Origin of the sequence: Amycolatopsis pittospori, assembly GCF_013870525.1 — a bacterium.
Lineage (GTDB): Bacteria > Actinomycetota > Actinomycetes > Mycobacteriales > Pseudonocardiaceae > Amycolatopsis > Amycolatopsis pittospori.
Genome location: NZ_JACBXD010000095.1, coordinates 1 through 26872 on the forward strand (window position 1 = coordinate 1; position 26872 = coordinate 26872).

A 26872-nucleotide genomic window follows, 5' to 3' on the forward strand; every position below is an offset into this window, starting at 1 on the left:
GAAGCCGCGTTCGCCGGCGCGCTGGAGATCCGGGTCGGTGGACGGACCGTGTACCCGCACGGCGTCGAGGAACTGCCGGTGCTCGGCATCGGCCGCAACCCCGACGCCGGCCACGTGACGCGGGCCGTGGAGCTTTCGCGGGTCGTCGGATGGCTGGGCGCGATCAGCTCGGTGGTGCTGGCCGTACTCGTCGGGCTTCGGCGACGACGGCGCTGACCTGGCCTTTTCCGCCGTCGGGGGAGCAAGGGACCTTTGCTATCGCCGCGGGCTCTGACCTGCGGAAAGAGAGCAGGGGACCTTTGCTATCGCCGCGACGAGAGGGCCGTGTGGAAATAGGGACACTCAACGTCCCTATTTCCACACACCCGAGGCGCGGACGCCGACTGTGTGGATTTCGGGACATCTGACGTCCCAAAACCCACACAGTCACCTGCGAGGCCCAGCTACGCGGGGAGCAAGGGACCTTTGCTCTCGCCTGGGGCTCTGACCTGCGGAAAGAGAGCAAGGGACCTTTGCTATCGCTCCCGCCGCGCCAGCTGGGCCCGTGCCCGGGCGTCCCTCGGATCGCCCCGGCGCTCCAGTTCGGCGTCGATCCGCGAACGGTCGGTGGGCTGCTTGTTGCCGCCGAACTTGAACTTCGCCCGCACCCCGGTTACCGTCAGCTCGACCCCGCGGATGCCGGGGAGCAGCCGGTTGTCCGGCGCCTCGGTGGCGCTCACGTCCAACCGCTCGGAGCCGGACTCGAAGTGCGCGAGCTGCCGGTCCAGGAGCGCCGCCTTTTCCTCGGCGGAGTCGATCAGCCGGACGTCGCATTCGAGCTGAACGGACGCGTAGTACGACGTCGGGACACCGTGCGGCGGGTCGGCGGGCGTGTTCCAGGCGGAGTGGATGTAGGTGTGGTCGTCGGTCACCGCGAGCAGCGCGCGCGGGTGCTCCTCCAGCAGCGGCCAGACCGGGTTGGGGCGTGCGAGGTGCAGCAGGACCGTTCGATCGCCGTCGTAGACGAAGTGTGCCGGGTTGACGATCGGCAGGTCACGGCCCACCCCGCCGGCGATCAGCTGGCCGAAGTCGTGTCCCGACAGCCAGGCCTTCCACTCGGCGTCGTCGTGGGCGGCGTCCCACGGGTGAATCAGCATGAGCGAGTATGAGCATGCCGAATGGACCTACAAAAGGTCCAGTTTCGTGACGGATCAGGTGGCCACTTCGGAGCGTTCGTCCTCGGCCAGCATCTCCGCGACGCTCTTGCGGCGCTGCGGCCGTTCCGTGGTCAGCGCGCCGCCCGGCTTCAGCTCGCGGACGGTGAAGTACAGCCAGCCCATCAGCGCCATCGCACCGAACGCGATCCACTGGAGCGCGTAGGAGAAGAACGGTCCGGCGTCGGTCTGCGGCAGCGGCAGCGCGCCGAGTACGCCGGGCTGGTTCACGTCGAGCTGGAAGTAGCCCGGCCGGATGTCCAGCTTCGCCGCGCGCGCGACGACCTGGGAATCGACGACGTAGCTCTGGAGCTGACCACCTGTCGACTCGTCGGCGAAGGCGTCGCGGTTCTTCCCGTCCCTCTCGTCATGGCGCGCCCGCGTGACGATGTCGACCGTCCCGGCGGGAGGCGCGGCGAAGGGGAGAGCACGCGACTTGTCATCGAGCCGCACGTAGCCGCGGTCCACCAGTACGACGGTGCCCTCGACGGTCCGGAACGGTGTCAGTACCTCGTAGGCCGCTTCGCCCTGTACGGACCGCAGACGCGCTACGACCTCGCCCTCGGGAAGGTAGGTGCCCTTCAGTGCGACAAGGTGCCATTCAGTGCGCTGATCAGGGGCTGCACCGCCGGGGAGCAGCTCGTCCAGGGACCTCGGCTGCCCGGAAAACGACTCGCGCAGGGCGGCGTTCTGGTGCTCGCGTTCGGAGTCGCGGGAGAACTGCCACGGGGCCAGCAGGGTGAAGCAGCAGACGGCGAAGGTGAACACCACCAACGTCAACGCCAGCCATCCGGGCCGCAGCAGGAACTTCAACCGCACCCCACCACGGTAAGCGGTCCGCCTCAGGCGTGTGCGCGCACCCAGTCGAGCAGGCCCGGAACGGCCCGCTCGATCATGCCGAGAACGTCCTCGAAACCGTCGTCTTCGCCGTAATACGGGTCCGGGACCTCGGCGCCTTCGGGTGCGGACGGATCGAACTCGCGCAGCAGGCGGACCTTCGACGGGTCCGGCGCCTGGCGGCGGAGGAACGAGAGGTGGCTCTCGTCCGCGGCGAGCAGCAGGTCGGCGGCGAGATGACCGCGGTCGACCTCGGCCGCGACGTGGCCGGTCGGGTAGCCGTGTTCCGCGAGCTTCGCGCGGGCCCGCTTGTCGGCGGCCTCGCCGACGTGCCAGCCGCCGGTGCCTGCGCTGGACACCTCCGCGACCTTGTCGAGCCCGGCCTCTTCGAGCTTCGCGCGGAAGACGAGTTCGGCCATCGGCGAGCGGCAGATGTTGCCGGAACAGACGAAGACGATGTGCAGCACCCGATCAGTGTGAAGGCCGCGGGAGATCGACCGCTCACCGGCTCCGAACGGCTACCGGGCGCGCGAAGCTGGAAAGCCGGGGCGAAGCGGGAGTAGACCTCCTGGAGAGAAACACGCAGGAAGGTCGCGAATGAGCGCACCAACACCCAGCATCGAGTCTCCGGCAACCGGACTCCGCTGGTATCGGATCACCGTCAAGCTTCCGCACCCCTACGAGGTCGGGCGGATCCTTTCGGAGCACCACTTCGTCCAGGCGAGATCGCCGAAAGAGGCGATGACCAGGATGCCCTTGCACCTCCGGTCGAGCGCGTCCGTCGCGCCCTATCAGGTCGACCACGCCGACGTCCCTGATCACTCGACGAAGGCCTATCGGGTGATGCTCTGGACGGGTCGCGTGATGCGCGCCGCCGGCCGGTGGGCGGTCAACAAGGACGCGAAGGCGCTCGAGTGACGCGCGCCCGAAGGCGATAGCAAAGGTCCCTTGCTCTCTTTTCGCAGGTCAGCGGCTTAAGTGATAGCAAAGGTCCCTTGCTCCCGCCGCGTGCGAAAATCGCCGGGTGCCCGCGCTAGCCGAAGTCATCGCCGCCCTGGAGCAGGCGTATCCGCCCGAACTCGCCGAATCCTGGGACGCCGTCGGACTCGTCTGCGGTGACCCGGCCGAGAACGTGGACAAGGTCCTGTTCTGTGTCGATCCGGTCGACGAGACCGTCGACGAGGCGATCGCGGGTGGCGCGCAGCTGATCGTCGCGCACCACCCGCTGCTGCTGCGCGGCGTCCACGGAGTCCCCGCCGACAGCACCAAGGGCCGCCTCGTGCACCGCCTGATCCGCGCCGGTGTCGCCCTTTACTGCGCGCACACCAACGCCGATTCCGCGTCGCCCGGCGTCTCCGACGCGCTCGCCGAAGCCATCGGCCTGACCGTGCTCGGCCCGCTCGCCCCGCGCGAGGACGGCGTCACCGGGATCGGCCGCATCGGCGAGCTGCCCGAGCCCGAACCGTTCTCGGTCTTCGTCGAACGGGTCGCGAACGCCTTGCCGCGTACGGAACCCGGCGTCTACGGCGCGGGCGATCCGGACCGCCTGATCCGCCGCGTCGCCGTTTCCGGCGGTTCCGGGGACAGCTATCTGAAGCGGGCCGCCGCGGCGGGTGTCGACGCGTACGTCACCGCCGATCTCCGGCATCATCCCGCCGGCGAGCACCTCGCCGAGATCACCGAAGTCCCCGCCCTGGTCGGCGTGACGCACTGGGCGAGCGAATGGCCGTGGTGCGAGCAAGCCTCGGCCGTCGTCCGCGCCGTGTTTGCGGGTAACGTCGACCTTCACGTCTCCACGCGGTGCACCGACCCGTGGACGCTACGGGCCACCCGAACCGAGCACTAAGAATCAAGGAGCACCGTGAAGGCTGATCCCGCCATCCAGCGCCAGCTGCTCGAACTCGCCAAGGTGGACGCCGAACTCTCGCGTACCGCCCACCGCCGCCGCACCTTGCCCGAACTCGCCGAGATCGACGCGGGCGAGAAGACGGTGCGCGATCGGCGCGACGCACTGGTTTCGGTCCAGACGGCGGCGTCCGACCTCGACCGCGAGATCGCCCGACAGGAGAAGGAGATCGAGTCGGTGCGCGCCCGCGGGGACCGCGACCGCAAGCTGCTCGAATCCGGTTCCGTCGCGGCGAAGCAGATGGCCGACATCGAGCACGAGCTGAACAGCCTCAACCGGCGCCAGTCCGCGCTCGAAGACGACCTGCTCGAACTGATGGAACGGCGTGAGGCACTCGAACTCGACGCCAAGCGCACCAGCGCCGAGGTGGCGAAGGCGGAGGACGAGGTCGCCGAAGCGATCCGTCGCCGCGACGAGAACTTCACCGACCTCGACACCACGAAGGCGCGTCGCGACGAAGACCGCGCCAAGCTCTTGCCGCGTTTCCCGGAAGCCCTGATGAAGCTCTACGAGCGGGTCCGGGAGCAGAAGGGCATCGGCGCGGCGCTGCTGCGCGCTCGTCGTTGCGGCGCCTGCCAGCTCGACATCGACCGCCGCGAGATCGCCGAGATCAAGGCGGCCCCCGAAGACAACGTCATCCAGTGCGAGAACTGCGGCGCCATCCTGGTGCGCACCCTGGAGTCCGGCCTGTGACCGACCACGTGCTCATCGAGGCCGACGGCGGGTCGCGGGGCAACCCCGGTCCCGCCGGGTACGGCGCGGTGGTCAAGGACGCGGCCACCGGCGAGGTGCTCGCCGAGCGCAAGGCCTTCCTCGGCATCGCGACCAACAACGTCGCCGAGTACTCCGGCCTGATCGCCGGGCTCACCGCGGCCGCCGAACTCGGAGCGTCCACTGTGGACGTCCGAATGGACTCGAAGCTCGTGGTGGAGCAGATGTCCGGGCGCTGGAAGGTCAAGCACCCGTCGATGCAGCCGCTCGCGGCCGAGGCGAAGGAACTGGCGACGCGCTTTTCGCGGGTGCGCTACGAATGGATCCCGCGCGCGGAGAACTCGCATGCGGACGGCCTCGCGAACGAGGCGATGGACGCCGGTCCCGACGGCGACAAGGCGCCGAAGGCCGCGAAGGCCGAAAACCCGAAGACCGTGAAGCAGGACAGGATCAGCCCGGTCGGCTGGACCGGTGCCACCGGGACGCCGACCAAACTGCTGCTCGTCCGGCACGGCCAGACGGCGATGTCGGTCGAGAAGCGCTACTCGGGCCGCGGCGACGTTCCGCTCACCGAGCACGGCAAGCAGCAGGCGGCCGCCGCCGCGAAACGGCTCGGTTCGATGGAGGGCCTGATCGTCGACGGCGAGGCCGCGCCGATCATCGCCTCGCCGCTGATCCGCACCCAGCAGACCGCACAGGCGATCGCCGACGCGCTCGGCGGCCGCGTCGAGACGCATCCCGGGCTGATCGAGACGGATTTCGGCGACTGGGAAGGCCTTACCTTCAAAGAGGCCATGGACCGTGACCCCGAGTTCCAGACCAACTGGCTCTCGGACACCTCCATCGCGGCGCCCGGCGGGGAGAGCTTCGACGGCGTCCACCGTCGTGTCCGCAAGGCGCGCGACGAGCTGATCGCGCAGTACGGCGGGCGCACCCTCGTGCTGGTCAGCCACGTCACGCCGATCAAGGCGCTGCTGCGGATGGGCCTCGACGCCGGGCCGTCGCTGCTGTTCCGCCTGCACCTCGACCTGGCGTCGTTGTCGATCGTCGAGTTCTACCCGGACGGCAACGCGTCGGTCCGCCTGGTGAACGACATCTCGCACCTGTCCTGAACCGGTGGAATGTGGCGCGGATCACGCCTGGATATGACGTGTCGCGGGCGGTCGATGGGGTATTGGCTACAGTTTCGGCGACGGGCACGTGAGCGAAAAGGCAAAGACGGGGACATGACGGCGAGCGCACTGAGCGAAGCTTCCGAAAAAGGCGTGCCCGACCCGGCGGAGACGCCGGCCCGTCGTGGCCTGGCCGCCCGGATCGCGCCCTACCTGGCGGTGCTCGCCGGCGTCGCGGCGCTGGCCTGGCACGCCACCCTCTACGGCCACTGGATCGTCGACGACGCGGCCATCACCTTCTCCTACGCGCGCAGCTTCGCCGACGGGATCGGCCCGGTGCTGCAGCCGGGGCAGCCGTCGGTCGAGGGTTGGTCGAACTCGACCTGGCTGGTGCTGCTGGCGCTCGGCAAACTCGTCGGCGTCTTCGACAGCGGAATGCTGTTCGGCCTCCCCGACTACGTCCTGTTCCCGAAGCTGCTCGGGCTCCTGTTCACCGCGGGGACGCTGGCCGCGTGCCACGTCGCGGCGAAGCAGATCTTCGAACGCTTCGCCTGGCTGGCGACGCTGGTCGTCGGGCTGACGCTCGCGGCGATCCCGTCGTTCGTCATCTGGACCGTCTCGGGTCTCGAGAACTCCCTGTTCGGGATGGCCGTCGCCTGGCTCGCCGTGCTGCTGTTCGTGGCCGTGCGCAAGGACACCGTGCTCACCGCGAAGGTCGCCATCTGGTCCGGCGTTCTGGTCGCGTTCGCCGCGCTGACCCGCCCCGAAGGCCTGATCTACGGCGGCGCGTACCCGCTCGTCGTGCTGTTCCAGCTGCGTAAGCCGCTGCTGGGGCAGAGCGTCAAGTTCATCGTGGTGTCCGTGGTGGCGTTCGCGATCCCGTTCGGCGCGTACCTCGCCTGGCGGATCGCGGAGTTCGGCAGGCTGCTGGCGAACCCGTCCATCGCGAAGGGACAGGGCCTGCCCGGCCTCTCGGCGCTGAAGCAGCCGTTCGAGCTGGTCGGTTACGCCGGCGTCGCCGGGACGATCCTGCTGGCGCTGACCATCGGCTACGCGCTGGTCCGGGCGGAATGGCGACGGGCGCTGGTCGCGCTGATCACGCCGCTGGCGCTGGGCATCATCGCCTACGGCGTGATGGTCCCGGACTGGATGGGCCAGCACCGCTTCGCCACCCCGATCTGGATCCTCGCCGCGCTGGCCGGAACGCTGGCCGCGGGCGAACTGCTGCGCCGTTCGCGGGCGGTACTGCGGGCGGTCGTGGTGCTCGTGCTGGTCGCGGCCGCGATCCCGTCCGGGATGGGCTTCGCGTCGTCGTCGGAGAAGTTCCAAGAGGTCCCGACGGTGCCCGCCTGCCTCATCGCCGACCGTTTCGGCCGCGGTTTCAACACCATCGCCGACATCCTCGGCCTGCAGCAGGCGTCGTTGCTGCTGCCCGACCTCGGTGGCTCGTCGATGACCAGCCGCCTGCACCTGGTCGACATGGCCGGGCTGGTCGAGGCGGACGTCGCGGACTACGTCAAGAACGGCGACATGCCGGGCCTGCGCGACTACGTGTTCGACAAGGTCAAGCCGACCTTCATCCACTCGTGGGGCCCGTGGGCCGCGGGCAACGGCATCACCGTCGACCCGCGGATCGACCGCGACTACGAGCCGATCTTCGTGTACCCGGGTGGCGGGCCGCGCAACGGTGACTTCGTCCGCAAGGACGCCATCACCAGCCCGGAGAAGCTGAAGGCGGCCCAGGACTACGCCGCGAAGACACTGCCGGACGTCGAGGCCGCGCGCTTCGGTGGCCCGCTCAAGGACTGCGGCCCGACCATGCACCCCGGCCAGACCGTCTACTCGGGCCAGTAACCCCCCGCATTTAGTCCTCTGAATGCGTTCGCTCTGTCCGTGAAGGCCTCCTTGCCTACCCTCGAAGTAGGCAAGGAGGCCTTCACGACGTTCCGGGCCGAGCGGCCCACGCGAGAACGCAACTCCCCGCGTTTAGTCCTCTGAATGCGGTAGTTGCACGCGCATACACGACGAAGGCCGCTCCCCGAGGTGGGACCTCCGGGGAGCGGCCTTCGTCGTTAGGTGCGTTCCGTGTAGTCGAAGCCCCACGAGGTCCCGTTGGGCCGATAGCAGGCTTGCACGATCTTGTAGTAGCGGGCGTAGTCGGACTGCTCGTCAAGGCAGACCGCGTGCTTCCAGAACGGGCCCGCGTAGCGTATTTCGCCAGCTTGGGCGGAAGGTGCGGCAAGAAGCAACGGTGCGATGGTCGCCGCCGTGCAGGCGGCGGTGACCGCGACCCGCTGACGAAGCGACCTTCGCGCCGCCGTCCGTTGGACATGGTGCATGTGATCCCCCAGGATCCTCGGGTTCGGAGTGCGGCGGCCAGCGTATTTCGAGGTACTGCCAAAGCACTGTCGTCGCCGTGGGCTTATCGAGGGGGTGAGGCAGATGTGGCGTTGCCGGGTCTCCGCTGTGAGGTCCACGGGCGTGGGCATCCCTCCCCGCGTTTAGTCCTCTGGATGCGGTAGTTGCACGCGCAACGACAGCATTCAGAGGACTAAACGCGGAGTGCGGCAGGGGGTCGGGGTCAGGGGGCCGAAGTGACGAGGGGTTCGGGGGTGGCGGAGCCGCGTTCCAGATCCGCCTCCTTGGCCCGGATCACGGGCAGGACGTGCTTGCCGAAGTACTCGACGTCCTCCAGGTAGTGCAGGAATCCGAGCAGCAGCAGGTTCGCCCCGCGCTTCTTGTACTCGATGGCGCGGTCCGCGATCTGTTCGGGCGTGCCGATCAGCCCGGTGCGGAAACCGTCGTTGTACTGCACCAGATCCTTGAACTCCGAGTCGGCCCACATCCCCTTCTTGTCCGATGTGGAGCTTCCTGCCTGCTTGACGGCGTTGCGGAAACCTTCGACGGCTTCGGTGTTCGCCTTCTCGACGATCTCCCGCAGCACGGCCTTCGCCTCGCTCTCGGTCTCCCGTGCGATGAGGAAACCGTTGAGCCCGAAGCGGACGGAGTGGTCGTTCTCGGCCGCGTAGCCGCGGACTTCCGAGACCTGCTCGCTGAATCCGTCGAAGTCCTTGCCGTTGCTGAAGTACCAGTCGGAGACCCGGCCGGCCAGCTTCCGCGCGGCGGTGGAGTTGCCGCCCTGGAAGACCTCGGGATGCGGCCGACCGACCGGTTTGGGCTTGATGTCGAAATCGTGAATGCGGTAGAAATCGCCGTTGAATTCGGCGTGGTCGTTCGTCCAGAGTTCCTTCAGCACGCGGATGAACTCTTCCGAACGCCGATACCGTTCATCGTGTTCGAGCCAGGGTTCACCGAGACCGGTGAATTCGTCTTTGAACCAGCCGCTGACCACGTTGACCGCGGCGCGCCCGCCGGAGATCACGTCCGCGCTGGCGATGAACTTGGCGAGCACGCCGGGATGCCACAGCCCCGGATGGATCGCCGCGATCACCTTCAGCCGCTGGGTCGCGAGCAGCAGCGCGAGGCTGAAGCCGGTCGATTCATGCTGGTAGGCGGCACCGTAGCTGGCCGTGTAGCGGACCTGGCTGAGCGCGTACTCGAACCCGCTGTTCTCCGCGAGGACGGCCAGTTCCCGGTTGTACTCGTATCCCCAGTCGGTGCGCTGCTCGATGTCGCTGGTGACCAGCCCACCGCTCACATTGGGGACCCAATAGGCGAATTTGAGTGGTTCGGATTCGATTCCCGGCATGCCGCGGAGTGAACCGCCGGGTGGGCGAATCCGTCAATCGCCGTCCACGCGCTGGGAACGGCTGAGCGCGGAACTCAATTCGGTGCGCCCGGTGATCTCCAGTTTGCGGTAGGCGCCGGACAAATGCAGTTCGACGGTGCGGCGGGTCAGGTGCAGCGCCTCGGCGATTTCCCGGTTGGTGAGACCCTGTGACGCCATCACCGCGACACGGTATTCCTGTTTGGTGAGTCCGTGCTCGTTGTCCTTGGCCGTCACCGAGCTCGCTCGTGCGTCCCGCAGTGCCTCGGCCGCCCGCCTCGCGAGCGGCCGGGCTCCGCAATGCCTGCTCGATTGCGCGGCCTGACGGAGTGTGTCGATCGCCTTCTGGCCCTGTCCGTGCCGGGCCCGCACCGCGCCGAGTTCGGTCAGTGCCTCGGCCAGCGCGAGTTTCGCGGTCGATCCGCCGAGGACGTCGACGGCCTTGGTGAGCAGGCGTTCGGCCTCGTCGTCGTCGCGCACGAGGCCCGCCGTGGTCAGTGCGCCGCCGAGGATCCGGGGTGCTCCCCAGCGTTGCGCCGCTTCGAGGTCTTCGGCGGCGAGCCGGGCCGCCTCGTCGGTGCGCCCGAGCGCCAGCGCTGTGCGGGCGGCGTACGCCCGCCAAGGGGCGAATCCCGGGAAACTCATGCCGTGGTGTTCGAGACGGCGGCCGCAGCCGCGCAGATCTTCGTAGCCGAGTTCCAACTCGCCGGTGACCGCCCGAAGTCTTCCGCGGGCGTAGAGCAGGTAATTGTGCGTGAAGAGTGCTTGTGTGGCCCCGAAATCGATCTTGTCGAGCGCCGCCGTTGCGACGTCGAAGCGGCCGAGGTCGACCGAGGTCTCGATCAGCCGGGCCGTGCAGAGCACGGCCACCGGGCATTTGCCGAGGGCGCCGCGTTCGTCGAACTGCCGCACCAGGGATTCGTAGTGGACACTGGCCCGCACGAGATCGCCGCCCGCCTGAAGGGCGATCCCGCGGGCGAGGGTGGCGAGAGCGCCCTTCGGCACGTGGAAGTCCCACGGCAGACGTTTGGTGTCGAGCACCTGGCAGAGCCGATCGGTGAGCGCCGCCTCATCGGCGAGAACGGCCGTCGCGAGCGTGAAGAAGTAGGGCTGCTCGAACAGTTCCGGCTGCTCCCCGGACAGTGCCTCGCCGAAATGGCGGACCGCGTTCGCCGACGACTTCCCGCTCCGCACCGTGTCGAGGGCGAGCAGACCGGAGCGGCTCTGCTGTGCGGCCGGGTCGTTCAGGGGCGCCCACTGCCGTTCGAAGTCACGGAAGTCCGGCGGCGGCCCGAGCCGGCTGCCCGCTTCGGCGAGGTACGTCATGCACAGCAACGGCCAGACGGCGTCGGGGCCGCCTGCGTCGAGCCGCGCGGCGAACTGGCCGGCCGAGTTGATCGCCAGCCGCGCGTCCTGGCCGCAGCACAGCGACAGGATCATCGCGGTCGCGACGAAGGCCGCGGTCTCCCGGTCGTCGATGTGGTCGACGGCCTCGCGCACCCGCGCGGGTGCCAGTTCCGGGTCGCAGTGGAACTCCGCGTGCGCGAGCTGGAGCAGGATCGCCATCCGCTTGCGTTCGCTGAGCCGTTCCTCCAGGGCCCGCAGCAAGAACTTGACCGCGAGTTCGGCGTCGCCTTCGACGACCGAATACCGGGCGGCGAGCCGGAGGATGTTCACCGCCCAGGGGATCCTGATCGCGGTGGCCTCCAGCAGATGGGCCCCGATCCGCTCCGGCGGCGCACCCGCGTCGTGCAGGAGCCGCGCGGCACGGGAATGGTTGACCGCCCTGGTGGTGAGCGGCATGTCGGCGAGCACCGAGTTGCGGACGAAACGGTAGGTCAGCGCGGGCTGGTGGCTGTTGCTCAGCAGGTGCACGCGGACCATCGTGTCGATGGCCTCCAGCGCGGTGATCTCGTCGACGCCGGCGAGTTGCGCGAGCAGATCGAAACTCGCGTCCTCGCCGAGGATCGCGACGGCTTCGAGCATCTTCGGCGCGGCGGTGTACTCGTGCATGCGGACGCGCAGGACCTCGCCGATCATCGGCGACCCGGCGGTGTCCAGATCGATACCCGCCACCATGCGGCGGCGAAGCGCGCCGAGGAGGAACGGGTTGCCGCCGGTGATCTCGCGGCATTCCTCGGCGAACCGGCCGGGGGAGAGGTGCAGGAACTCGGCGACGTGACGGGCGCCCAGCCCGCGCAGTTTGATCGTCGCCGGGGTACAGCCGGACATTTCCAGCAGGGCGACCTCGCCGGTCTGCAGATGCCCGATGAGGGAGGTCAGCACGACCATGACCGGCAGGTTCTCCACCCGGTGCCGGATGTAGGCGAGACAGCGCATCGACCACGGGTCGGCGAGATGGATGCTGTCGATGCCGAGGAAGACGGGACCCTGTTCGGCGGCGTGCCGGACGGTGTGGAAGAAGGCGTCGAGCGCCTCCGTCTGCTCCTGCTCGTTCCGGGGACGGCGGTCGGGCAGGGATTCGGTGGCATGCGGCGTCCGCGGCCGTGGCGAACCGGCTTCGGCGGGGGCATGGGTGAGCCCCTCGATCAGCTGGCGGCAGACACCGCCGCTCAGATGGGTCTCCAGCCGGGACGCGGCGGCGATCGAGACGGTGAACCCGGCCGCCTTCGCCAGTTCGCCTGCCGCCGTGAGCAGCGACGACTTGCCCATGCCGAACTCGCCGACCACCACCGCGCTGGTGGCGCGGCCGTGCAGGGCGGCCCGGAACAGCCCGCTGATCGTGTCGAGTTCGCTGTCGCGACCCAGTAGCCCGGCGGCGCGGCGCTTCGGTACCGAAGGCCCGCCGAAGGGGCTCTCGGGATTTACTTCGGTATGCACCGTAGAGACCTTCGTGTCGGCTTGCGGCAGACTACTTGAACGTAAGAGGTAGTGGGAGTAATCGCTGGTCGGAGCCGCCGTCCAGGTCGTCGTCGAGGGGAGCCGGGGACGTGATGTCCGCATCCGACGTGACGCGCCGATACCGGCCGCCTGCCCGGTGCGACGACATCAGGGCCGCGATGACGCACGCCAGGATCACCACGACCAGGTTGGCCGCGATCATCGAGAGCCGCCCGCAGCGCCGCACGATGAAGGCGGCGGGCCGCCGTACGGACGTGGCGCCGCCACCCGGGGACAGGTAGCGCAGATCGGCCTTCGCGAGCGCGTCCTCCACCGACGTGAATTCCGCGACCTGGCGCCCGCAGCGCTCGCAGCCTTTCAAGTGCTTCTCGAAGGCGTATGCCTCCGCTTGATCGAGCACACCGAGCACATAGGCCGCGGCATCGGTGTGTTTCACCTTTCGCTTCCTCATCGCGAACCCAGCTCTCCTAACGACCGTCGCAATGTCTTCATAGCCGCGTACAGCCGTGATTTGACGGTTCCCTCCGGGATTCCCAATATCACCGCCGCCTCCCGGACCGTATGTCCGGTCAGATACGTCTCGTAGATGACCGCCTGATATTTGCGGTCCAGATATCGCAGCGCTTCGGAAATGACGAGTGCGGACAGTGACTGATCCGTCCGGTCCGATATTTCGGCGTTTTCGGAACTCTCCAGCTCCACCTCCTGTGGCCGCGCGCGCCGGTTTCGCCAGCCGTCGATCACGATCCGGCGGGCGACCGTGAGCAGCCAGCCGCGCAGCATTCCCGGTTCGCGGTTCAACGTGTCGGAATGTTGCCACGCGCGGATCAGTGTCTCTTGGACCACGTCTTCGGTCCATTGTTGATCATGTCCGGTCAGATGCATGACCTGATGGAACAGCGGGTCCCGAAAATCCTTGTACAGCAACGAAATAAGCTCGTCTGATGGATCCTCGGACATGTCGGTGGCCTGACGATCGCGGCCGAACTGACATCCTCTGCCCACTGCTTCCATAAAGCTCGCAACCTCCCAGCGGTGGAGGATTTAACAGGTCCGCCCACCGTAGCGCAGACTATCGCTGTAAGCCATGTGCAGTAGTGCTCTATTTACTATTAGTCATCCGGTACGTACGGCGGCGATAAACGGTTCTAAATGTGTCGTGTGATGCACGTCACACTGGCCTGATGGGCAGAGATCGAACCGGCCGCTCCGGTTCCCCGTACCTCCCTTATGAGGCACTTTGTTGAACGGGGACGGGTGAAATGATCTATCGACTGCTCGGAGTGATGATCGCCTGCATGGTGATATGGGTGGGAACTCCCGCCCATGCCTACGCGGAAATCGACGCCCATGATCGGGAACTGCTCGTCCGGGTGCGCCAGGCGGGTCTGTGGGAAGGCCCGGTCAGCCGCCAGGCGGAACAACGCGGGAGCGGCCAGCGGGTACGCGAGGTCGGCCGCAAACTCGCCGACGACCACGATCGCCTCGACGCCCAGGTACGAGATCTCGCTTCGAAGGTCCGCGTCCAACTCCCCAGTGAACCCACCGAGGAACAGCGGTCGTGGGTCGACGAGATCACCGGCGCCGGCGGCCCCGACTTCGACCGCGTCTACGTCAACCGCGCCCGCGCCGCGCACGGCAGCATCTTCGGACTCGCCTCCCAGGTCCGGGCCGCCACCCGTGACGACGCGATGCGCTCGTTCGCCCAGACCGCCGTCGACACCGTCATGCGGCATATGACCCTGCTCGAAAGCACCGGCATCGCCGAGACGACCTCGCTGATGGTCGTCGCCGACGGCGGCAACGAACTCGACGGCGGCGACGTCACGCTCGGCGTGATCATGGTGGGGATCGCCGCGGCCGCGACCTTCGGCGTCGTGCGGGTACTCGGCTCGCCGGGCAGGCGCGCATGACGGCCTCGCTCCTCGCCGTCATCCCGGCCTCGTCGCCGCACGACAGCGGGGTGCGGGACATCGCCACGCTTTCCGCCCGGTTCGCCTACGTGACGATGTGCCTGACGCTGGCGTGGGGGGTGCTGAGCGCCACCGGCTGGATCAGGCGTGTCACCGGGCACGAAGCGCTGCGCGGCGGCCACGTCGTGCTCGCCGCGTTCACCCTCGCCACCGGCGTGGTCCACGGCCTGTCCTATCTCTTCCTCGACGACGAATCGTTCAGCTTGCCGAACCTGCTGATCCCGTTCACCGGCGACGGGTTCGCGCGGCACGCGGCCGGCGTCGTCGGCTTGGAACTGTTCGTCGCCGTCGCGGTCACCGCGGCGTTGCGGCGCAGCGTGGTCAACCGCAACTGGCAGCGGTTCCATCAGGTCAGTTACTTCTCGGTCGGTCTGCTGGCAATCCACTCCTGGCTCGGCGCGGCCGCGAACGGCACGCTCGCGACGGTCTGGCTCGGCGGGATCACCGTGCTCACCCCGGCCGTCGTGCTCACCGTGCTCCGGGTGCTCCCGCTCCCGGCGCTGGTCCGGCTCGGCCTCCTCGACGGCGAGACCGGACGTGCCGAACCGGTCCGGATCTCCGTCGACGACAAGAAATGCCATCGCTACGCCATCTGTCAGGCCGAAGCGCCGCAGGTCTTCCAGTTACAGGGTGACGGCCAGCTGCGCTATCTCCGAAAACCCGGCGCCAAACAGGTGCCGCAGGTCCAGGCCGCGGCCAGAGCTTGTCCGATGCGAGCCATCCAACTGCAAGGGGCGGGTCAATGAGCGAACGGATCGTCATCGTCGGCGGCGGGCTGGCGGGGCTGCGGTGCGCGGAACGGCTGCGGGAACTGCGGTTCGACGGCGAACTCGTGATCGTCGGCAACGAACCCGACCTGCCGTACCACCGGCCCGCGCTGTCCAAGCAACTCCTCACCGGCGCCACGCATCCGGCGGACATGATGCTCGCCCGGCCCGACGAGATCGACGCGGAATGGCGTCTCAACACCCCGGCCACGCATCTGCAGCCGGGCCGTCAGGTCGTCCACCTGCCCGGCGCGGAGGAACTGCCCTACGACGGGCTCGTCATCGCCAGCGGCGTCGAACCGCGGCGGCTTTCCGGTGTGCCGCACGGACATCCGCGCGTGGTCGTCGTCCGGACCCTGGCCGACGCCGCCGAACTGCGCGACAACCTCGCCGCCGACCACGGTCCGGTCGCGGTGCTGGGCAGTGGGTTCATCGGCTGCGAGGTCGCCGCGAGCCTGCGCGAGACGGGCCGCGAGGTCACCATCATCGGCCGGTCCGAGCACCTGCTCGGCGAGGTCGTCGGCAAGCACATCGGGCAGAAACTCTCGGCGCTGCACCGATCGCGGGGTGTGCGGCTCGCGCTCGGCGCGTCCATCGACACCTGGCAGACCACCGCCACCGGGCTGCGGCTGCACTCTTCGGACGGCTGGATCCTCGACGTCTCCTGCGTCGTCGTGGCCGTCGGCACCGTGCCGTCGATCTCGTGGCTGCGCGGCGCGAAGCTGCCGCTCGACGACGGCGTCGTCTGCTCGCCCACCTGTCACGTGCTGGGGATGAGCAACATCGTCGCGGCGGGCGACGTCGCCCAGTGGCCCAACCTGCGTTTCGACGAAACGCCCCGGCGCGTCGAGCACTGGCTCAATGCCGTCGAGATGGGCCGTGCGGCCGCGGAGAACCTCCTCGCCGGGCCGCAGGCGTCGCAGCCGTTCGCGCCGGTGCCACGGTTCTGGTCCGAACAGCACGGGATGCGGATCCAGGCGGGCGGCATCCCGAAGCTCGGCACCGACACCGTCGCGCTCGCTTCGCCCGTCGGCGGCGAGAAACCCGTCACCGGCTTCGTCCGCAAGGGACGCCTCGTCGGCGTCATCGGCCTCGACAGCCCATCCGCCGTCCTCCACTGGACCAACGAGATAGCGGAGCAGAACCCCGTCGACCACCCGGGAGAAACGGAGAATCCAGATGCGCCGATCACGGTTGACCATGCTCGTCGTCGTGGCGGCGCTCGTCGTGGGCGCCGCGATGTGGTGGCAGGCGGTTGATTCGGGGGACCAGGCGGCGCTGACGGCGGGGGCTCCGGTCACCGAAGCCCTCCCCAGCCCGCGGACCCCGCAGCCGAGCACCACCCGGCGAACCAGCGCTCCCCCCGCTTCGTCGGAGACCCCGGTCGGTGAGCCGCCCACGGAACTCACCGCCGTCTCCATGAGCAAGATGGGCCAGGCCGTGCTCGACGGCGAGGGAGCCGTCCTCTTCCGCTACGAACACGACAACCCGCACAAGGCCAAGTCGGCGTGCCTCGGCGAATGCGCCGTCGTCTGGATCCCCGTCACGACCACCGGTACGCCGTCCGTGACCGGCATCGATCCGGCGCTCGTCGGCACCGTCAAACGTCCCGAAGGCGCCAAACAGGTCACCCTCGCCGGCTGGCCGCTGTACAAATTCGCCAACGCCCGGCCCGGCGAATGGACCGGACAGGGCACCGACCACGTCTGGTTCGTCATCAAACCCGACGGGCAGCGCAACCTGAACTGCCTGCCCGCGCCGGTGCAGTAGGATTCGCCGTCGGACGAGTCGGCAGGGCGGCCGCGAGCCGGGAAACCGGTTCGAGGAAAGTCCGGACTCCACAGGGCAGGGTGGTTGTTAACGGCAACCCGGGGCGACCCGCGGGACAGTGCCACAGAGAACAGACCGCCTCCGCTCGCGGAGGTAAGGGTGAAACGGTGGTGTAAGAGACCACCAGCGTCCTGGGTGACCAGGACGGCTAGGTAAACCCCACCCGGAGCAAGGCCAAGAGGAAGCCGCGAGGCTTCTGCGCAGACGATCGAGGGCTGCCCGCCCGAGTCTGCGGGTAGGCCGCTCGAGCCCGTCGGCGACGGCGGGCCTAGATGGATGGCCGCCACTCGCGGAGCCGCAAGGCGAGGCGAGGACAGGATCCGGCTTACACGCCGGCTCGTCCGTACTTCTTCGGCTTTTCGGTCCGTGAAGGCCTCCTTCCCTACTCTCAAGGTAGGGAAGGAGGCCTTCACGGACCTCCGCGCCTGGAAACGCCCGCTGACCTGGGAAGTGATAGCAAAGGTCCCTTGCTCTCTTTTTCGGGTCCTCCGGGCGCTGCGGACCATGGCTACTTGCCGGTAGGGTGCCCTCATGGGCGAAGCGAGTCGGGTCACGGGACGGTTCCGCGGGACGTTCGATGTACTGCATTCCCTCACCTATTTCGCGCCGGAGACGGAAGCGGCGCTCACCGACGCCGGGATCCGGCCCGGTCGTATGACCTACTTCGCCGGCCGAGCGGCGCCGATGGGCGCGGTCGGCGCGGGCGTCGTCGCCGCCACCTTCTACAACTTCAATCCGGAGCTGGTCGCCCGCTACATCCCGCGCGCGTGGACGCTGGCCAGCCCGGACAGGGTCATCGAGGCGCGGTTCGAAGCCGTCGACGCGACACTGACCCGGCTGCTCGGCAAGGACACCCTGGACTCCCCGGAGGTCGCCGAAGCGGCCGAGCTCGCCCGTGAGGCGACCGGCGGTTGCCAGGTCGGCGGTCGCCCGCTCTACGCCGGGCACGCGGACCTCGATTGGCCGAGCGAGCCGCACCTCGTCCTCTGGCACGCGATCACCCTGCTTCGCGAGCACCGCGGCGACGGCCATATCGCGGCTCTCGTCCTCAATGGTCTCGACGGGCTCGACGCCCTCGTCACCCACACCGCCACCGGCAAGGGCTTCCTGGCCGAGACGGCCAAGGCGTCCCGCGGCTGGAGCGACGAGCAGTGGGATGCCGCAACGGTCGAACTTCGCGAAAAGGGCATCCTCGATGCCGAAGGCGGCCTCACCGAAGCCGGCACCGAACTCCGCGAACGGATCGAAGTCCAGACCAACGCGGCGTCGACCGGTCCCTGGGAACACCTCGGCGAGGAAAAGACGAAACGTCTTCACGAACTTTGCGGGCCGTTGAGCCGTCAGGCCGTCGAAGCGGGCGCTTTTCCCGCGAATGTGTTCGCAGCCGGTCGGTAATCACGCTGTGTAGTGAAAATGCGGGTCAGGTTTTCGCTTTGGGTAACGGAAGCGTGACTTTTCCTTGATCGGTGCCCGGTAATTTTGTCGAAAGCGCGTTCACAGTGCGGACTCGCGAGAAGCCACCGAACGAGTCATGTCACACTGGTCACGGCCGGATTACAGTCGGTCGATCCGCACTCACAGTGAACAGGAACCGCGCAACCGGGTGAGTTCGTCAGCACACTGCGAAATACGGGTGGCCGGGGTTAATCCAGACGACCCTTGCAACGATGATGGAGACCGAGGATGGTCGTGGTGCTGTGCCTCGCTCTGTGATCGGTCGATAAAACTACATTTACAGAGCGCGCTTTGACCACTACCCCTCGTGACGCCATGATGTTCGAAGCACCACCGAGCCAGAACCGCGCGAACCCCCTCTCCGCGCACCGGGAGTAATGCGATGATGACCTTGACCACCCTCGACACGCTGGCCGCCGGCGAGCTCGGCACCGGCAACGTCCGTACTTGGCTGATCGACAACATCATCCCTCTGGTGCTGCTCGCGGTCGCGCTCCTGCTCCTGTGGCTGGGTGGAGGCAAGGGCGACAACGCGGGTGTCATGCGCCGTCTCGCCGGTGTCGTGATCGCGCTGGCGATCATCGGTCTCGCCGTGAGTGGTGCCGGAGTCAACGTGGGCCAGTGGATCGCCGGCCTCTTCACGGGCTGAGGCAGGGCTCGCGTTGCGTATCCGCACCGATGACGAGGTCTACCGGGTCGACGCCGTGTGGCTCGGCCCGCCGAAAGCGACTTTTCCCTGGAGAGCCCGCTACGTCGCGTGGCTCGTCGGTATCCCGGTCTTCCTGCTCGTGCTCACCGTCGAACGGTGGGCGGGCTGGAGCTTCGGGTTCTTCTCGACCGCCTGGGCTTTCGTCGCCACAATCGTGATCACCAGGTTGATCACGTCCAAGATCAGCCATGAGCGCCCGCTGGGCGCCGTGGCCGGGATGGCGGCGAAAGAGCTCAACACACCAAGAGAACGGACCACGGGTACGGGTGGCGCAGCCAGCGCCTCCCGCGTCCGGGTGCGGGCGACCCGCCCGTTGCCGAAGCATCGCAGGAGACGGCAGTACCAGCACCACGGCTACGGCGGCGGCGCCGGAGCTCAGGGAACACCACGAGCGCGTCGGAGCCGCCCTGCGGCTCAGGCCGGGAGGTAGTCGTTGTTCGGTCGCGGCGGAAGCCGAGGAAAACGTGATCGTGACCTGCACCAAGGGGCCTGGAACCAGCCCCAGCAGGTTCGCTCCGCGCAGCCCAAGAACGCTTCGGGCAAGGGGAGGCGGCTGCCCGGAGAGGCGGCCATACCTACCTATACCCCGTCGATCGCGGCGCGAAGCATCGACGGACACCTGTTACGCACCGGTTATGAGGTCTACGCCTGGTACCGGCTCGCGCCGCAGCGCTGGTCGTTCCGCTCGGATTCGCAGCGCCGCGACCTGATCGCGGCCATCGCGGGCCAGTACGCCGAACTGCAGGGCCGCTGGCTGCACCTGCGCGTGACCAACCGGCCGTACCCGATCCGGATGTGGGCCGAGGCCCACGTGCACAACGCCGTCGGCCGTCCCCAGGACGTCCAGGGCGCGCTCTCCTTCGACGACTACCTCATCGGCGAGCAGCAGCAGCTCATGGGCCGTTCGATGGCCGAGAAAGAGGTCTACCTCGGCGTCCAGGTGCAGACCCGCCGGATGATCGACCGCGCGGTCGAAAGCGCCGCCCCCGTGCTGCGCAAGATCCTCCCCGAGGCCGTCGACGCCGAACTGGCCGCACTCGACTCCGAGGTCGAGCACCTCGACCAGGTGATCGGTTCCGCCGGTCTCGAAGGCCGTCCGGTGCACGCCGAAGAGATGTCCTGGCTGATGCACCGTTCGTGCTCGCTGGGCCTGCCCGCGCCGCGCAACATGCCGGCCGTCCCGGGCGCCGCCTGGGAGCCCGAGGACCTCGCCAGCTTCACCGACGCGGCGGACTTCCACGCCGAGCCGTACGCGCCGACGGTGACCGTGCGCGGCCGCACCGGCTCGAACGCCGGGGTGTCGCGGCACCTCGCCGTCCTCACCGTCGGCCAGATGCACGGCCTGCAGATCCCCGAGGTCGACGACCCGTGGATCCAGCACGCGGACCGGCTGCCCGCCGCGGTCGAGGTGTCCGCGCGGATCTACGTCCGGCGCCCCGAGGAAGTGGCGGGGGAGCTCCAACGCCAGATGAACAAGGTGCGTTCGCAGGTCAAGCACTACACCGACGAGCACGAACTGGAGCCGCCGCAGTCGCTGGCGCGCCAGGCGGGCCGGGTGCTGGAGATCGACGACGAGATGACGTCGGGCTTCACCGCGCTCGCCACCCGCGTGCGGTCGTGGTGGCGGCTGGCCGTGTCCGGGCCGACCGAGCGCGACGCGCTGCGCCTGGCCCAGCAGCTGCTCGACCTCTACAAGCCCAAGATCGCCGTCGAACATCCCGAGGCGCAGTACGCGCTGGCCCGGGAGTTCATCCCCGGCGAGCCGCTGGCCTCGGCGGCGTACATGCGCCGCGGATCGGTCGTGTGGGCGTCCTCGTCGGTCCCGACGGCGACGGCCGAGGTGGGCGACCGCCGCGGCATCCTGCTCGGCGAGACGGTGACCGCGACCCGGCGTCCGGTGGCGTGGGACCCGTGGATGGCGCAGGAGATCCGAGACGGTTCCGGGCTGACCGCGATGGTCGCCGGCCTCGGTGGCGGTAAGTCGTTCCTCGGCGGCGGCATCGTCTACAAGACGCTCCGCGCGGGCGCGCACTGGACGATCCTCGACCCCTCGGGCCCGCTGTCGCGGCTGTGCGACCTGCCCGAGCTGAGGCCGTACGCGCGGAACATCAACCTGCTCAACGCGCAGCCCGGCATCCTCAACCCGTACCGGGTGGTCGCCGAGCCGCAGATCGAGCACTTCATGGACGAAGAGGACCCAGAGCGCTCGTGGCGGCGCGAGAAGGCCCTCGCGGGCGCGACGCGCCGTCGTCTCGTGCTCGACGTCCTCACCGGGGTCCTGCCGTACGAGGTCTCGCGGATGGCGCAGACCCGGATCGTGCTGCTGCGCGCCGTCCGCGCGGTCGGCGGCCGGTTCGAAGCCGACCCGGGCCAGGTCATCGACGCCTTGCGCCGAGACTCCAGCGAGCACCACGAGCACGCCGTCGTCGTCGCGGACTTCCTCGACGAGATGCGCGAGCGGATGGCCCTGCTCATCCCGGAGACCGACGCGGACCCGTACGCCGAGACCCGCGACGACCGGATGACCGTGCTGACCATGGCGGGCCTGACCCTGCCCAAGGACGGCGTCCCGCGCGAATACTGGACGGACGCGGAATCCCTCGGCGTCGAGATGCTGAACCTCGCCGCGTGGCTGACGCAGCGGTCGGTGTACGAGAAGCCGAAGGAACTGCGCAAGGGCGTCTGGATCGACGAGGCGTTCTTCCTCTCCGAGGTCCCGACCGGTCGCGTGCTGATGAACCGCTTCGCCCGTGACTCGCGTAAGTGGAACGTCCGTGTCCTGCTGTCCTCGCAGATCCCCGCGGACTTCCTGAAGATCCAAGGTTTCGTGGCACTGCTGGACTCGGTGTTCGTCGGCCGTCTCGACGACGACGACGCCCAGGCCGACGCGCTGCGCCTGTTGAAGGTCCCGGTCGGCGTCGGCTACGAACAGGTCGTCGCGGCACTGGGCCGCCGTCCCGGCTCGTCGCGGGATCTCCAGCGGGACGTCGAGCCTCGGCAGTTCATCTTCGGCGACGGTGCGGGCGGCGTGGAGCGGATCCGCGTCGACTTCTCCGGACCGCACCTGGAACACCTGCGCCGGGTCATGGACACCACGCCGGGCTCGCCCGACGCGAAACCTTCCAGGCCGGGCAACGAACTCGCCGTCCCGGCGGAGAAGCAGTTCGTGGCCTCGCCGCCCGAGGAAGACGACTTCGAACTCGAAGAGGACCTCGAACTCGCGGCCGAACTCGAGGTCGGCCTCACCGACGAGCAGATGCTCGGCGCGCCCGACCCGCTGGCCGCCGAGACGGGCGAAGTCCAAGGCGCAGTCCAAAATGGACACATCACGAACGGGGAAAAGGGCGAGCAGCACGCGCGCGCCGGTAAGGGTGGCACCGGCAGGGATGCCGCATGAACACGGTGATCACGCTGGCGTTCGTGCTCGCGTTCGCCGCCGGCTGGCACGCGCTGCGGCGCCGCCTCAAAGAGGGGCCGCGACCGGGACGCACGAAGCCCAGCCGTCGCGCGACGATGTTCGCCGTCATGCTGATCCTGGGACTGCAGGCCGTGGCGACCGCTCCGGCGGCGTCGGCAGCGGCCTGTGGTGAAGCGCCGAACCCGGAACGCCCGGGCTCGGGCATGGTCGGAGCCATCGACCCGGCCGAGGGACACGGCGAAGCGGGCAGCCCGTACATCGACTACAGCTACGCGGGTTTCGTGTGGCACACCTTCGAGACCGACTGCAGTCCGATGGCCGGGATCACCTCACCGGACTCGACCATCGACACCTGGGCCGGCAACCAGCTTTTCAATATCGGCAAGAACATCGTCGGCGCCACGAACTCTCTGCACTACACCGTGCTCGAAGGCGGTCTGCTCAACCCGATCTACAACGCGGTCAAGGCAGGCGCGGAGAAGGTCTACAACAACATCTACGCCCAGTTGTTCGGCCTGGCCGCGCTGATCATGTCGATCATGTTGTTCCGCAACATCTGGCGTGGGGACCTGGCCGCGGTCAGTAAAAAGGCGTTGTACGCCTTGGCCGGGGTTTGGCTCGCGGCTTCGTCGCTCGCCTTGCTGAGGTACTACGACCCGATCGACAGGGCGATCGTCCAGACCACGACGAACATCCAGGCGGGATTCGTCGACGAATCCTCGGACCGCGTCGTGCGGCACGTCCTGCCGACCAATCTGCACAACGAGATCGTCTACAAGAACTGGCAGCGCGGCGAGTTCGGGGCGCCCGATTCCCCGCAGGCGAAGGAGTACGCCCGCAAGCTCCTGGACGCGCAGGCCTTCACTTGGCCACAGATCCGGAACGGCGACGACGGCAACGTCGCCGTGGTCGACGGAAAGAAGGCCGCTTACAAGGACATCTCGACGAAGCTCGGCCCGGCCACCGGATACTTCACGGGTGAGGACGGCAGCCGGACCGGCGCCGGGTTCCTCGGTCTCGGGCAGAGTCTTGTCTACTCGTTGTTCCAGCTGCTGGCCAAGGCTTCCGTGCTGCTGGCACAGGTTCTGATCCGGGTGTTCACGCTGACCGCGCCGTTGATCGGCCTGGTCGCCCTGCTGCAGCCCGAGATCCTGCGCCGCGTGCTCAAAGTCGCCGGCGCGGTGGCGTTCAACCTGGTCGTGCTCTCGGTGCTCGCCGGCGTTCACTCGCTGCTGTTGCAGGCGATCTTCGACGCGAGCAACAGCCTCTCGATGCTGACCCAGATGGTGATGGCCGGCATCATCACCGTGCTGTTGTTCATGGTCGGCCGCCCGGTACGCAGGCTTTGGCAGATGGCTGAAATGTCCGTCGGCATGGTCGGTGGCGCGGTGCCTTCACCACGCGGCGGGATGTTCTCCCGCTTCCGCAAGAAGAACAACGAGCCGACTCCGCAGGACGCCTTCTGGCAGAACGTCCGGGACACCGACGACGTCGTCGACGGCGACCTCCGCGGTCCTGTGGGTGCGACCGTCGGTGGCGGCCGGTTCCGCCCGGAGGCGACTGTTTTCGCCAGTTCCCAGCGGCTCGACAACGGTTCCGGCGCGATCCGGCCCGCGGCGGCCTGGTCCGGTGCGCCGTGGCCGGGGGCTGTCGGCGGGGGCGGCGGTATGGCCGCGCTACCCGCCGGTGGTGGCGGTGGAGTGCCGGTCTTCGGTCAGTACAACCCGTCCGCGGGCAATCCGGGCGACTCCATGTTCACTTCCGGTGGGCGGAGTCCTGTCCAGGTCCCGAGTCGCCGGGTCGACACCTCGCCGGTCGCCGATCGGCGCTGGAGCGACGAACCGGAGCCGGTCGTGGTGCCGTCGCGGATGAATTCCGCGGGCGGCGGCTACGCCACGCCTGACTACTCGGGCACCGTGCCGGTGCAACCGGGGCCGTCGACACCGCGTCCTCGCCGTGTCGATCCCGAAGTCGTCGCTGGCAAGCCGGTCTTCGTGTTGTACCGGCCTTCGCGCGGGCTGGAGGTCCGTGACGAAGTCCGCGACACAGACCACGCCGTGGGGCGGTGACCCGTGCCGATCCGGACCAACCGCGGGCGTACCGCGGTCTATCGCAGGCTGTGGGGGTGGCCCCTGCGCTCACCCCGCCACCTCATCGGCACACTGGTGATCCTCGCCGTGGTGCTCACCGCCGTGGGCATCATGCTGCCCAAAGCCATCGAAAAGCCGGGCCAGACGAGCGCGAACGGGTCGGGTTCCTCGGCGAGCATGACCTCGCGTCCGGGTGTCGCCGCACCGGTGACCGGGACGTCGACGTTGCCGCCGAGGTTGACCAGCGTGCCCCCACCGCCGTCAGGGCAGATCGACCAAGAGGGTATTCGGGTCGCCAAGGAGTGGGTGACGGCATGGGCGAACCATCCGGACGGCACGACGACCGAGCAGTGGCTGAAGGGGCTGGAGCCCCGCACCGACGTGGAGTACATGGCGAAGCTGGCGTCGGTCGACCCGGCCAACATCACCGCGACCCAGGTCGTCGGGGAACCTCAGGTCGCCTCGTCGTCGCTGGGTTCGATGGTGCTGGACGTCCAGACGGACGGACCCAAGGTGACGGTCACCGTCGTCAAGACGAACGCCGGGTGGCGGGTCACCGAATTCAAACAGGTGGAGTGACCCGATGAAGATCGGGATCATCGTCGGCGTGCTGATCGCCGCGGTCTTCGCCGCGGTGGTCACCACGGGCACGGTCGCGAAGGTGGTGACCGATCACACCGAGGCGCAGGCGGGCGGCATCGTCAACACCTCGTGCGACGCGTCGGTCGGGCCGACGCTGCCGGGAAGTGTCGACCGGGGCAGCTCCGACGTGCAGAAACTGGACCAGGAGCAGGCCGGAATCGTCGCGCTGATCATCTCGATCGGCAAGCAGCGGTCGCTTTCGCCGCGGGCCTGGCAGGTCGCGATCCAGGCCGGGATGACCGAGTCCAAGCTGCGGAACCTGACCTACGGTGACCGCGACTCGCTCGGCATCTTCCAGATGCGGCCGTCGATGGGGTGGGGCACGGTCGCGCAGGTCACCGACCCGCCGTACCAGGTCAACAAGTTCTACGACGTGCTGCTGGCCGTGCCGGACTGGGAGAACATGCGCCCCGGCGACGCGGCGCAGCGGGTGGAGCGGTCCGGATTCCCCGACCGGTACCACAACTGGGAACCGATGGCCGCGATCCTCGTGCAGAAGGAAGGCCAGGTCGCCGACGTCGTCGGATGCGGTACGAGCGTCGGCAGCGTGGTGCCGCCGAGCCAGGCCGCCGCGCAGGCCATCAAGTTCGCGCTCGCCGAACAGGGCAAACCGTATGTGTGGGGCGCCACGGGGCCGAATTCCTACGACTGTTCCGGGTTGATGCTGCGGGCCTACGAGTCCTCCGGGATCATCCTTCCGCGTGTTTCGCGGGACCAGTACAAGGCCGGGGCGATGCTGCCGGTCCGCCAGGCGCAGCCGGGTGACCTGCTGTTCCTGGCCACCGTCCCGTCGAACCCGGCGACCATCCACCACGTGATGATGTACCTGGGCGAGGGCAAGATCGTCGAGGCGCAGCAGACCGGGGTGCCGGTGCACATCCGCGAATTCTCCTTCGACGAGGCCGAAGTGGTCGCGCAGGCGGTCCGTCCTGGCGTTTAGCATGGTGAGCGCGTGGTTTCGCGACCGCGGGACCATCGGATTCACCCGAAGTGGCGGCCTGTCCACCGGCAAGCGGCCGCACACTGGCAGAGGATGAAGAACGTGGCACGGAAATTCGGAAGGCGAGGCAAGCCCGCGGCGGCGAACGGCCCGGAGGTCGATCCCCGCGATCTGTTCGGTTCCCCGCAGCCCGCGCGGCAGGCGGCCAGGCCGGCGTCCAGTACGCCGCTCGCGGACCAGCTGAACCAGGGCTGGCCGGGCGTCGATCCCGGCTATGTCGTGTTGCCGCGTTCGCTGGCCGAGGGGATGTCGCTGCCCTGGCAGCAGCAGATGGCCGCCCTGCTGGCCCAGTTCCACCACGAGAACGCGCACCTCGCGTGGCCGATCTACCGTGTCGTCCCTTCGCGCTACGAAAAGCTCATCGACCTCGACGAGGAGCAGCTGGCCGAGGCCGGTTACCTGGTCGAGATGGACACCGAAGGCGAGATGATCTACCGCGAGCGCAGCGGACGGAAGGTCGATGATCCAGGGAACACCACGGTGCTCGTCTCCTGCCTCGACCCGATCCCGAAGCCCGCGCAGCGTCAGGCACCTCCGCCCTCGCAAGCCGCTCCTCCCGCGCCCGGTCAGCCGCCGCGCGCTCCGGCGCCGATGAACATCGGACCCGCTCCGGTGTGGCGGACGGTCGCCCCGTCGGCCG

Annotated in this window: 24 protein-coding genes, 1 other RNA gene and 2 pseudogenes; 19 read left to right on the top strand and 8 right to left on the bottom strand. The window is 68.4% G+C overall.

Annotated features, from left to right (window positions below; all coding sequences use genetic code 11):
- A pseudogene (locus H5J31_RS33915) lies at positions 1 to 216 on the top strand (cobalamin biosynthesis protein); the annotation flags it as partial.
- A gap of 299 nt (positions 217 to 515) precedes the next feature.
- Here H5J31_RS33915 and H5J31_RS33920 read toward each other — a convergent pair.
- Genes H5J31_RS33920 through H5J31_RS33930 form a run of 3 tightly spaced genes read right to left on the bottom strand, consistent with a single transcriptional unit; the run spans position 516 to position 2497 of the window.
- Positions 516 to 1136 (bottom strand): FMN-binding negative transcriptional regulator, encoded by a 621-nt coding sequence (locus tag H5J31_RS33920; RefSeq protein WP_181776761.1) that lies wholly within the window; start codon positions 1134 to 1136, stop codon positions 516 to 518.
- Between the two features lie 54 nt (positions 1137 to 1190).
- Positions 1191 to 2012 carry an SURF1 family cytochrome oxidase biogenesis protein gene (locus H5J31_RS33925; RefSeq protein ID WP_181776762.1) on the bottom strand — a complete coding sequence of 274 codons (822 nt, stop codon included), beginning with the start codon at positions 2010 to 2012 and terminating at the stop codon, positions 1191 to 1193.
- Positions 2013 to 2035: 23 nt separating this feature from the next.
- Entirely contained in the window at positions 2036 to 2497 is a 462-nt protein-coding gene (locus H5J31_RS33930; protein WP_181776763.1) for a low molecular weight protein-tyrosine-phosphatase, read from the bottom strand.
- A gap of 130 nt (positions 2498 to 2627) precedes the next feature.
- On the opposite strand from H5J31_RS33930, the gene H5J31_RS33935 reads away from it, so the two are divergent.
- From H5J31_RS33935 to H5J31_RS33955, 5 genes are all read left to right on the top strand, one after another.
- Positions 2628 to 2948, top strand: a complete 321-nt coding sequence (locus H5J31_RS33935) for a hypothetical protein (protein WP_181776764.1) — start codon at positions 2628 to 2630, stop codon at positions 2946 to 2948.
- 106 nt (positions 2949 to 3054) lie between these two features.
- Positions 3055 to 3876 (top strand): Nif3-like dinuclear metal center hexameric protein, encoded by an 822-nt coding sequence (locus H5J31_RS33940; protein ID WP_181776765.1) that lies wholly within the window; start codon positions 3055 to 3057, stop codon positions 3874 to 3876.
- 15 nt (positions 3877 to 3891) lie between these two features.
- Entirely contained in the window at positions 3892 to 4629 is a 738-nt protein-coding gene (locus H5J31_RS33945; protein ID WP_181776766.1) for a zinc ribbon domain-containing protein, read from the top strand.
- On the top strand, positions 4626 to 5759 hold the full coding sequence (locus H5J31_RS33950) for a bifunctional RNase H/acid phosphatase (protein WP_181776767.1): 1134 nt from the start codon (positions 4626 to 4628) through the stop codon (positions 5757 to 5759). Before H5J31_RS33945 ends, H5J31_RS33950 begins: the two co-directional genes overlap by 4 nt.
- 114 nt (positions 5760 to 5873) lie before the next feature.
- Positions 5874 to 7613, top strand: coding sequence for a hypothetical protein (locus H5J31_RS33955; RefSeq protein WP_181776768.1), 1740 nt, complete (start codon positions 5874 to 5876; stop codon positions 7611 to 7613).
- Between the two features lie 218 nt (positions 7614 to 7831).
- Here H5J31_RS33955 and H5J31_RS33960 read toward each other — a convergent pair whose 3' ends face one another.
- The 5 genes from H5J31_RS33960 to H5J31_RS33980 all read right to left on the bottom strand — a co-directional run bounded on the left by H5J31_RS33960 (position 7832) and on the right by H5J31_RS33980 (position 13362).
- On the bottom strand, positions 7832 to 8098 hold the full coding sequence (locus H5J31_RS33960; RefSeq protein ID WP_181776769.1) for a hypothetical protein: 267 nt from the start codon (positions 8096 to 8098) through the stop codon (positions 7832 to 7834).
- A gap of 242 nt (positions 8099 to 8340) precedes the next feature.
- On the bottom strand, positions 8341 to 9468 hold the full coding sequence (sfnG, locus tag H5J31_RS33965; RefSeq protein WP_181776770.1) for a dimethylsulfone monooxygenase SfnG: 1128 nt from the start codon (positions 9466 to 9468) through the stop codon (positions 8341 to 8343).
- A 33-nt stretch (positions 9469 to 9501) separates the two neighbouring features.
- Positions 9502 to 12327 carry a helix-turn-helix transcriptional regulator gene (locus tag H5J31_RS33970; RefSeq protein ID WP_181776771.1) on the bottom strand — a complete coding sequence of 942 codons (2826 nt, stop codon included), beginning with the start codon at positions 12325 to 12327 and terminating at the stop codon, positions 9502 to 9504.
- Between the two features lie 31 nt (positions 12328 to 12358).
- Positions 12359 to 12784, bottom strand: coding sequence for a zf-HC2 domain-containing protein (locus H5J31_RS33975; protein WP_328701684.1), 426 nt, complete (start codon positions 12782 to 12784; stop codon positions 12359 to 12361).
- Positions 12785 to 12795: 11 nt separating this feature from the next.
- Positions 12796 to 13362 (bottom strand): sigma-70 family RNA polymerase sigma factor, encoded by a 567-nt coding sequence (locus H5J31_RS33980; protein WP_181776773.1) that lies wholly within the window; start codon positions 13360 to 13362, stop codon positions 12796 to 12798.
- A gap of 248 nt (positions 13363 to 13610) precedes the next feature.
- Here H5J31_RS33980 and H5J31_RS33985 point away from each other — a divergent pair, with 248 nt between their 5' ends.
- The 13 genes and pseudogenes from H5J31_RS33985 to H5J31_RS34045 form a co-directional block, all read left to right on the top strand.
- Positions 13611 to 14261, top strand: a complete 651-nt coding sequence (locus tag H5J31_RS33985; protein ID WP_181776774.1) for a DUF4142 domain-containing protein — start codon at positions 13611 to 13613, stop codon at positions 14259 to 14261.
- A complete protein-coding gene (locus tag H5J31_RS33990; protein WP_181776775.1) occupies positions 14258 to 15067 on the top strand; it encodes a 4Fe-4S domain-containing protein in 810 nt (269 codons plus the stop codon). The genes H5J31_RS33985 and H5J31_RS33990 overlap by 4 nt, the downstream gene beginning before the upstream one ends.
- Complete coding sequence (locus H5J31_RS33995) at positions 15064 to 16347, top strand: NAD(P)/FAD-dependent oxidoreductase (RefSeq protein ID WP_181776776.1); 1284 nt, start codon at positions 15064 to 15066, stop codon at positions 16345 to 16347. Before H5J31_RS33990 ends, H5J31_RS33995 begins: the two co-directional genes overlap by 4 nt.
- Complete coding sequence (locus H5J31_RS34000; RefSeq protein WP_407925083.1) at positions 16268 to 16858, top strand: COG4315 family predicted lipoprotein; 591 nt, start codon at positions 16268 to 16270, stop codon at positions 16856 to 16858. Before H5J31_RS33995 ends, H5J31_RS34000 begins: the two co-directional genes overlap by 80 nt.
- Before the next feature lie 14 nt (positions 16859 to 16872).
- An RNA gene (rnpB, locus tag H5J31_RS34005) (RNase P RNA component class A) lies at positions 16873 to 17262 on the top strand.
- 187 nt (positions 17263 to 17449) lie between these two features.
- On the top strand, positions 17450 to 18313 hold the full coding sequence (locus H5J31_RS34010; RefSeq protein ID WP_181776777.1) for an SCO6745 family protein: 864 nt from the start codon (positions 17450 to 17452) through the stop codon (positions 18311 to 18313).
- Positions 18314 to 18755: 442 nt separating this feature from the next.
- Positions 18756 to 19022 carry a hypothetical protein gene (locus H5J31_RS34015; protein WP_005166545.1) on the top strand — a complete coding sequence of 89 codons (267 nt, stop codon included), beginning with the start codon at positions 18756 to 18758 and terminating at the stop codon, positions 19020 to 19022.
- Between the two features lie 13 nt (positions 19023 to 19035).
- Entirely contained in the window at positions 19036 to 19512 is a 477-nt protein-coding gene (locus H5J31_RS34020; protein WP_181776778.1) for a hypothetical protein, read from the top strand.
- Positions 19513 to 19515: 3 nt separating this feature from the next.
- Positions 19516 to 22479 carry an ATP-binding protein gene (locus H5J31_RS34025; RefSeq protein WP_181776779.1) on the top strand — a complete coding sequence of 988 codons (2964 nt, stop codon included), beginning with the start codon at positions 19516 to 19518 and terminating at the stop codon, positions 22477 to 22479.
- Positions 22476 to 24569, top strand: coding sequence for a magnesium transporter (locus tag H5J31_RS34030; protein WP_181776780.1), 2094 nt, complete (start codon positions 22476 to 22478; stop codon positions 24567 to 24569). Before H5J31_RS34025 ends, H5J31_RS34030 begins: the two co-directional genes overlap by 4 nt.
- A gap of 3 nt (positions 24570 to 24572) precedes the next feature.
- Positions 24573 to 25169, top strand: coding sequence for a hypothetical protein (locus H5J31_RS34035; RefSeq protein WP_181776781.1), 597 nt, complete (start codon positions 24573 to 24575; stop codon positions 25167 to 25169).
- Positions 25170 to 25173: 4 nt separating this feature from the next.
- A complete protein-coding gene (locus tag H5J31_RS34040) occupies positions 25174 to 26172 on the top strand; it encodes a C40 family peptidase (protein WP_181776782.1) in 999 nt (332 codons plus the stop codon).
- 102 nt (positions 26173 to 26274) lie between these two features.
- Positions 26275 to 26872, top strand: a pseudogene (locus tag H5J31_RS34045) (hypothetical protein); the annotation flags it as partial.

Bases quoted from the DNA above. Each gene is read 5' to 3' on its own strand.
- H5J31_RS33920 (WP_181776761.1), bottom strand. From the start codon at position 1,136: ATGCTGATTCACCCGTGGGACGCCGCCCACGACGACGCCGAGTGGAAG.
- H5J31_RS33935 (WP_181776764.1), top strand. From the start codon at position 2,628: ATGAGCGCACCAACACCCAGCATCGAGTCTCCGGCAACCGGACTCCGC.
- H5J31_RS33955 (WP_181776768.1), top strand. From the start codon at position 5,874: ATGACGGCGAGCGCACTGAGCGAAGCTTCCGAAAAAGGCGTGCCCGAC.
- H5J31_RS33960 (WP_181776769.1), bottom strand. From the start codon at position 8,098: ATGCACCATGTCCAACGGACGGCGGCGCGAAGGTCGCTTCGTCAGCGG.
- sfnG (WP_181776770.1), bottom strand. From the start codon at position 9,468: ATGCCGGGAATCGAATCCGAACCACTCAAATTCGCCTATTGGGTCCCC.
- H5J31_RS33980 (WP_181776773.1), bottom strand. From the start codon at position 13,362: ATGGAAGCAGTGGGCAGAGGATGTCAGTTCGGCCGCGATCGTCAGGCC.
- H5J31_RS33985 (WP_181776774.1), top strand. From the start codon at position 13,611: ATGATCTATCGACTGCTCGGAGTGATGATCGCCTGCATGGTGATATGG.
- H5J31_RS33990 (WP_181776775.1), top strand. From the start codon at position 14,258: ATGACGGCCTCGCTCCTCGCCGTCATCCCGGCCTCGTCGCCGCACGAC.
- H5J31_RS33995 (WP_181776776.1), top strand. From the start codon at position 15,064: ATGAGCGAACGGATCGTCATCGTCGGCGGCGGGCTGGCGGGGCTGCGG.
- H5J31_RS34000 (WP_407925083.1), top strand. From the start codon at position 16,268: ATGCGCCGATCACGGTTGACCATGCTCGTCGTCGTGGCGGCGCTCGTC.
- H5J31_RS34010 (WP_181776777.1), top strand. From the start codon at position 17,450: ATGGGCGAAGCGAGTCGGGTCACGGGACGGTTCCGCGGGACGTTCGAT.
- H5J31_RS34015 (WP_005166545.1), top strand. From the start codon at position 18,756: ATGATGACCTTGACCACCCTCGACACGCTGGCCGCCGGCGAGCTCGGC.
- H5J31_RS34030 (WP_181776780.1), top strand. From the start codon at position 22,476: ATGAACACGGTGATCACGCTGGCGTTCGTGCTCGCGTTCGCCGCCGGC.
- H5J31_RS34040 (WP_181776782.1), top strand. From the start codon at position 25,174: ATGAAGATCGGGATCATCGTCGGCGTGCTGATCGCCGCGGTCTTCGCC.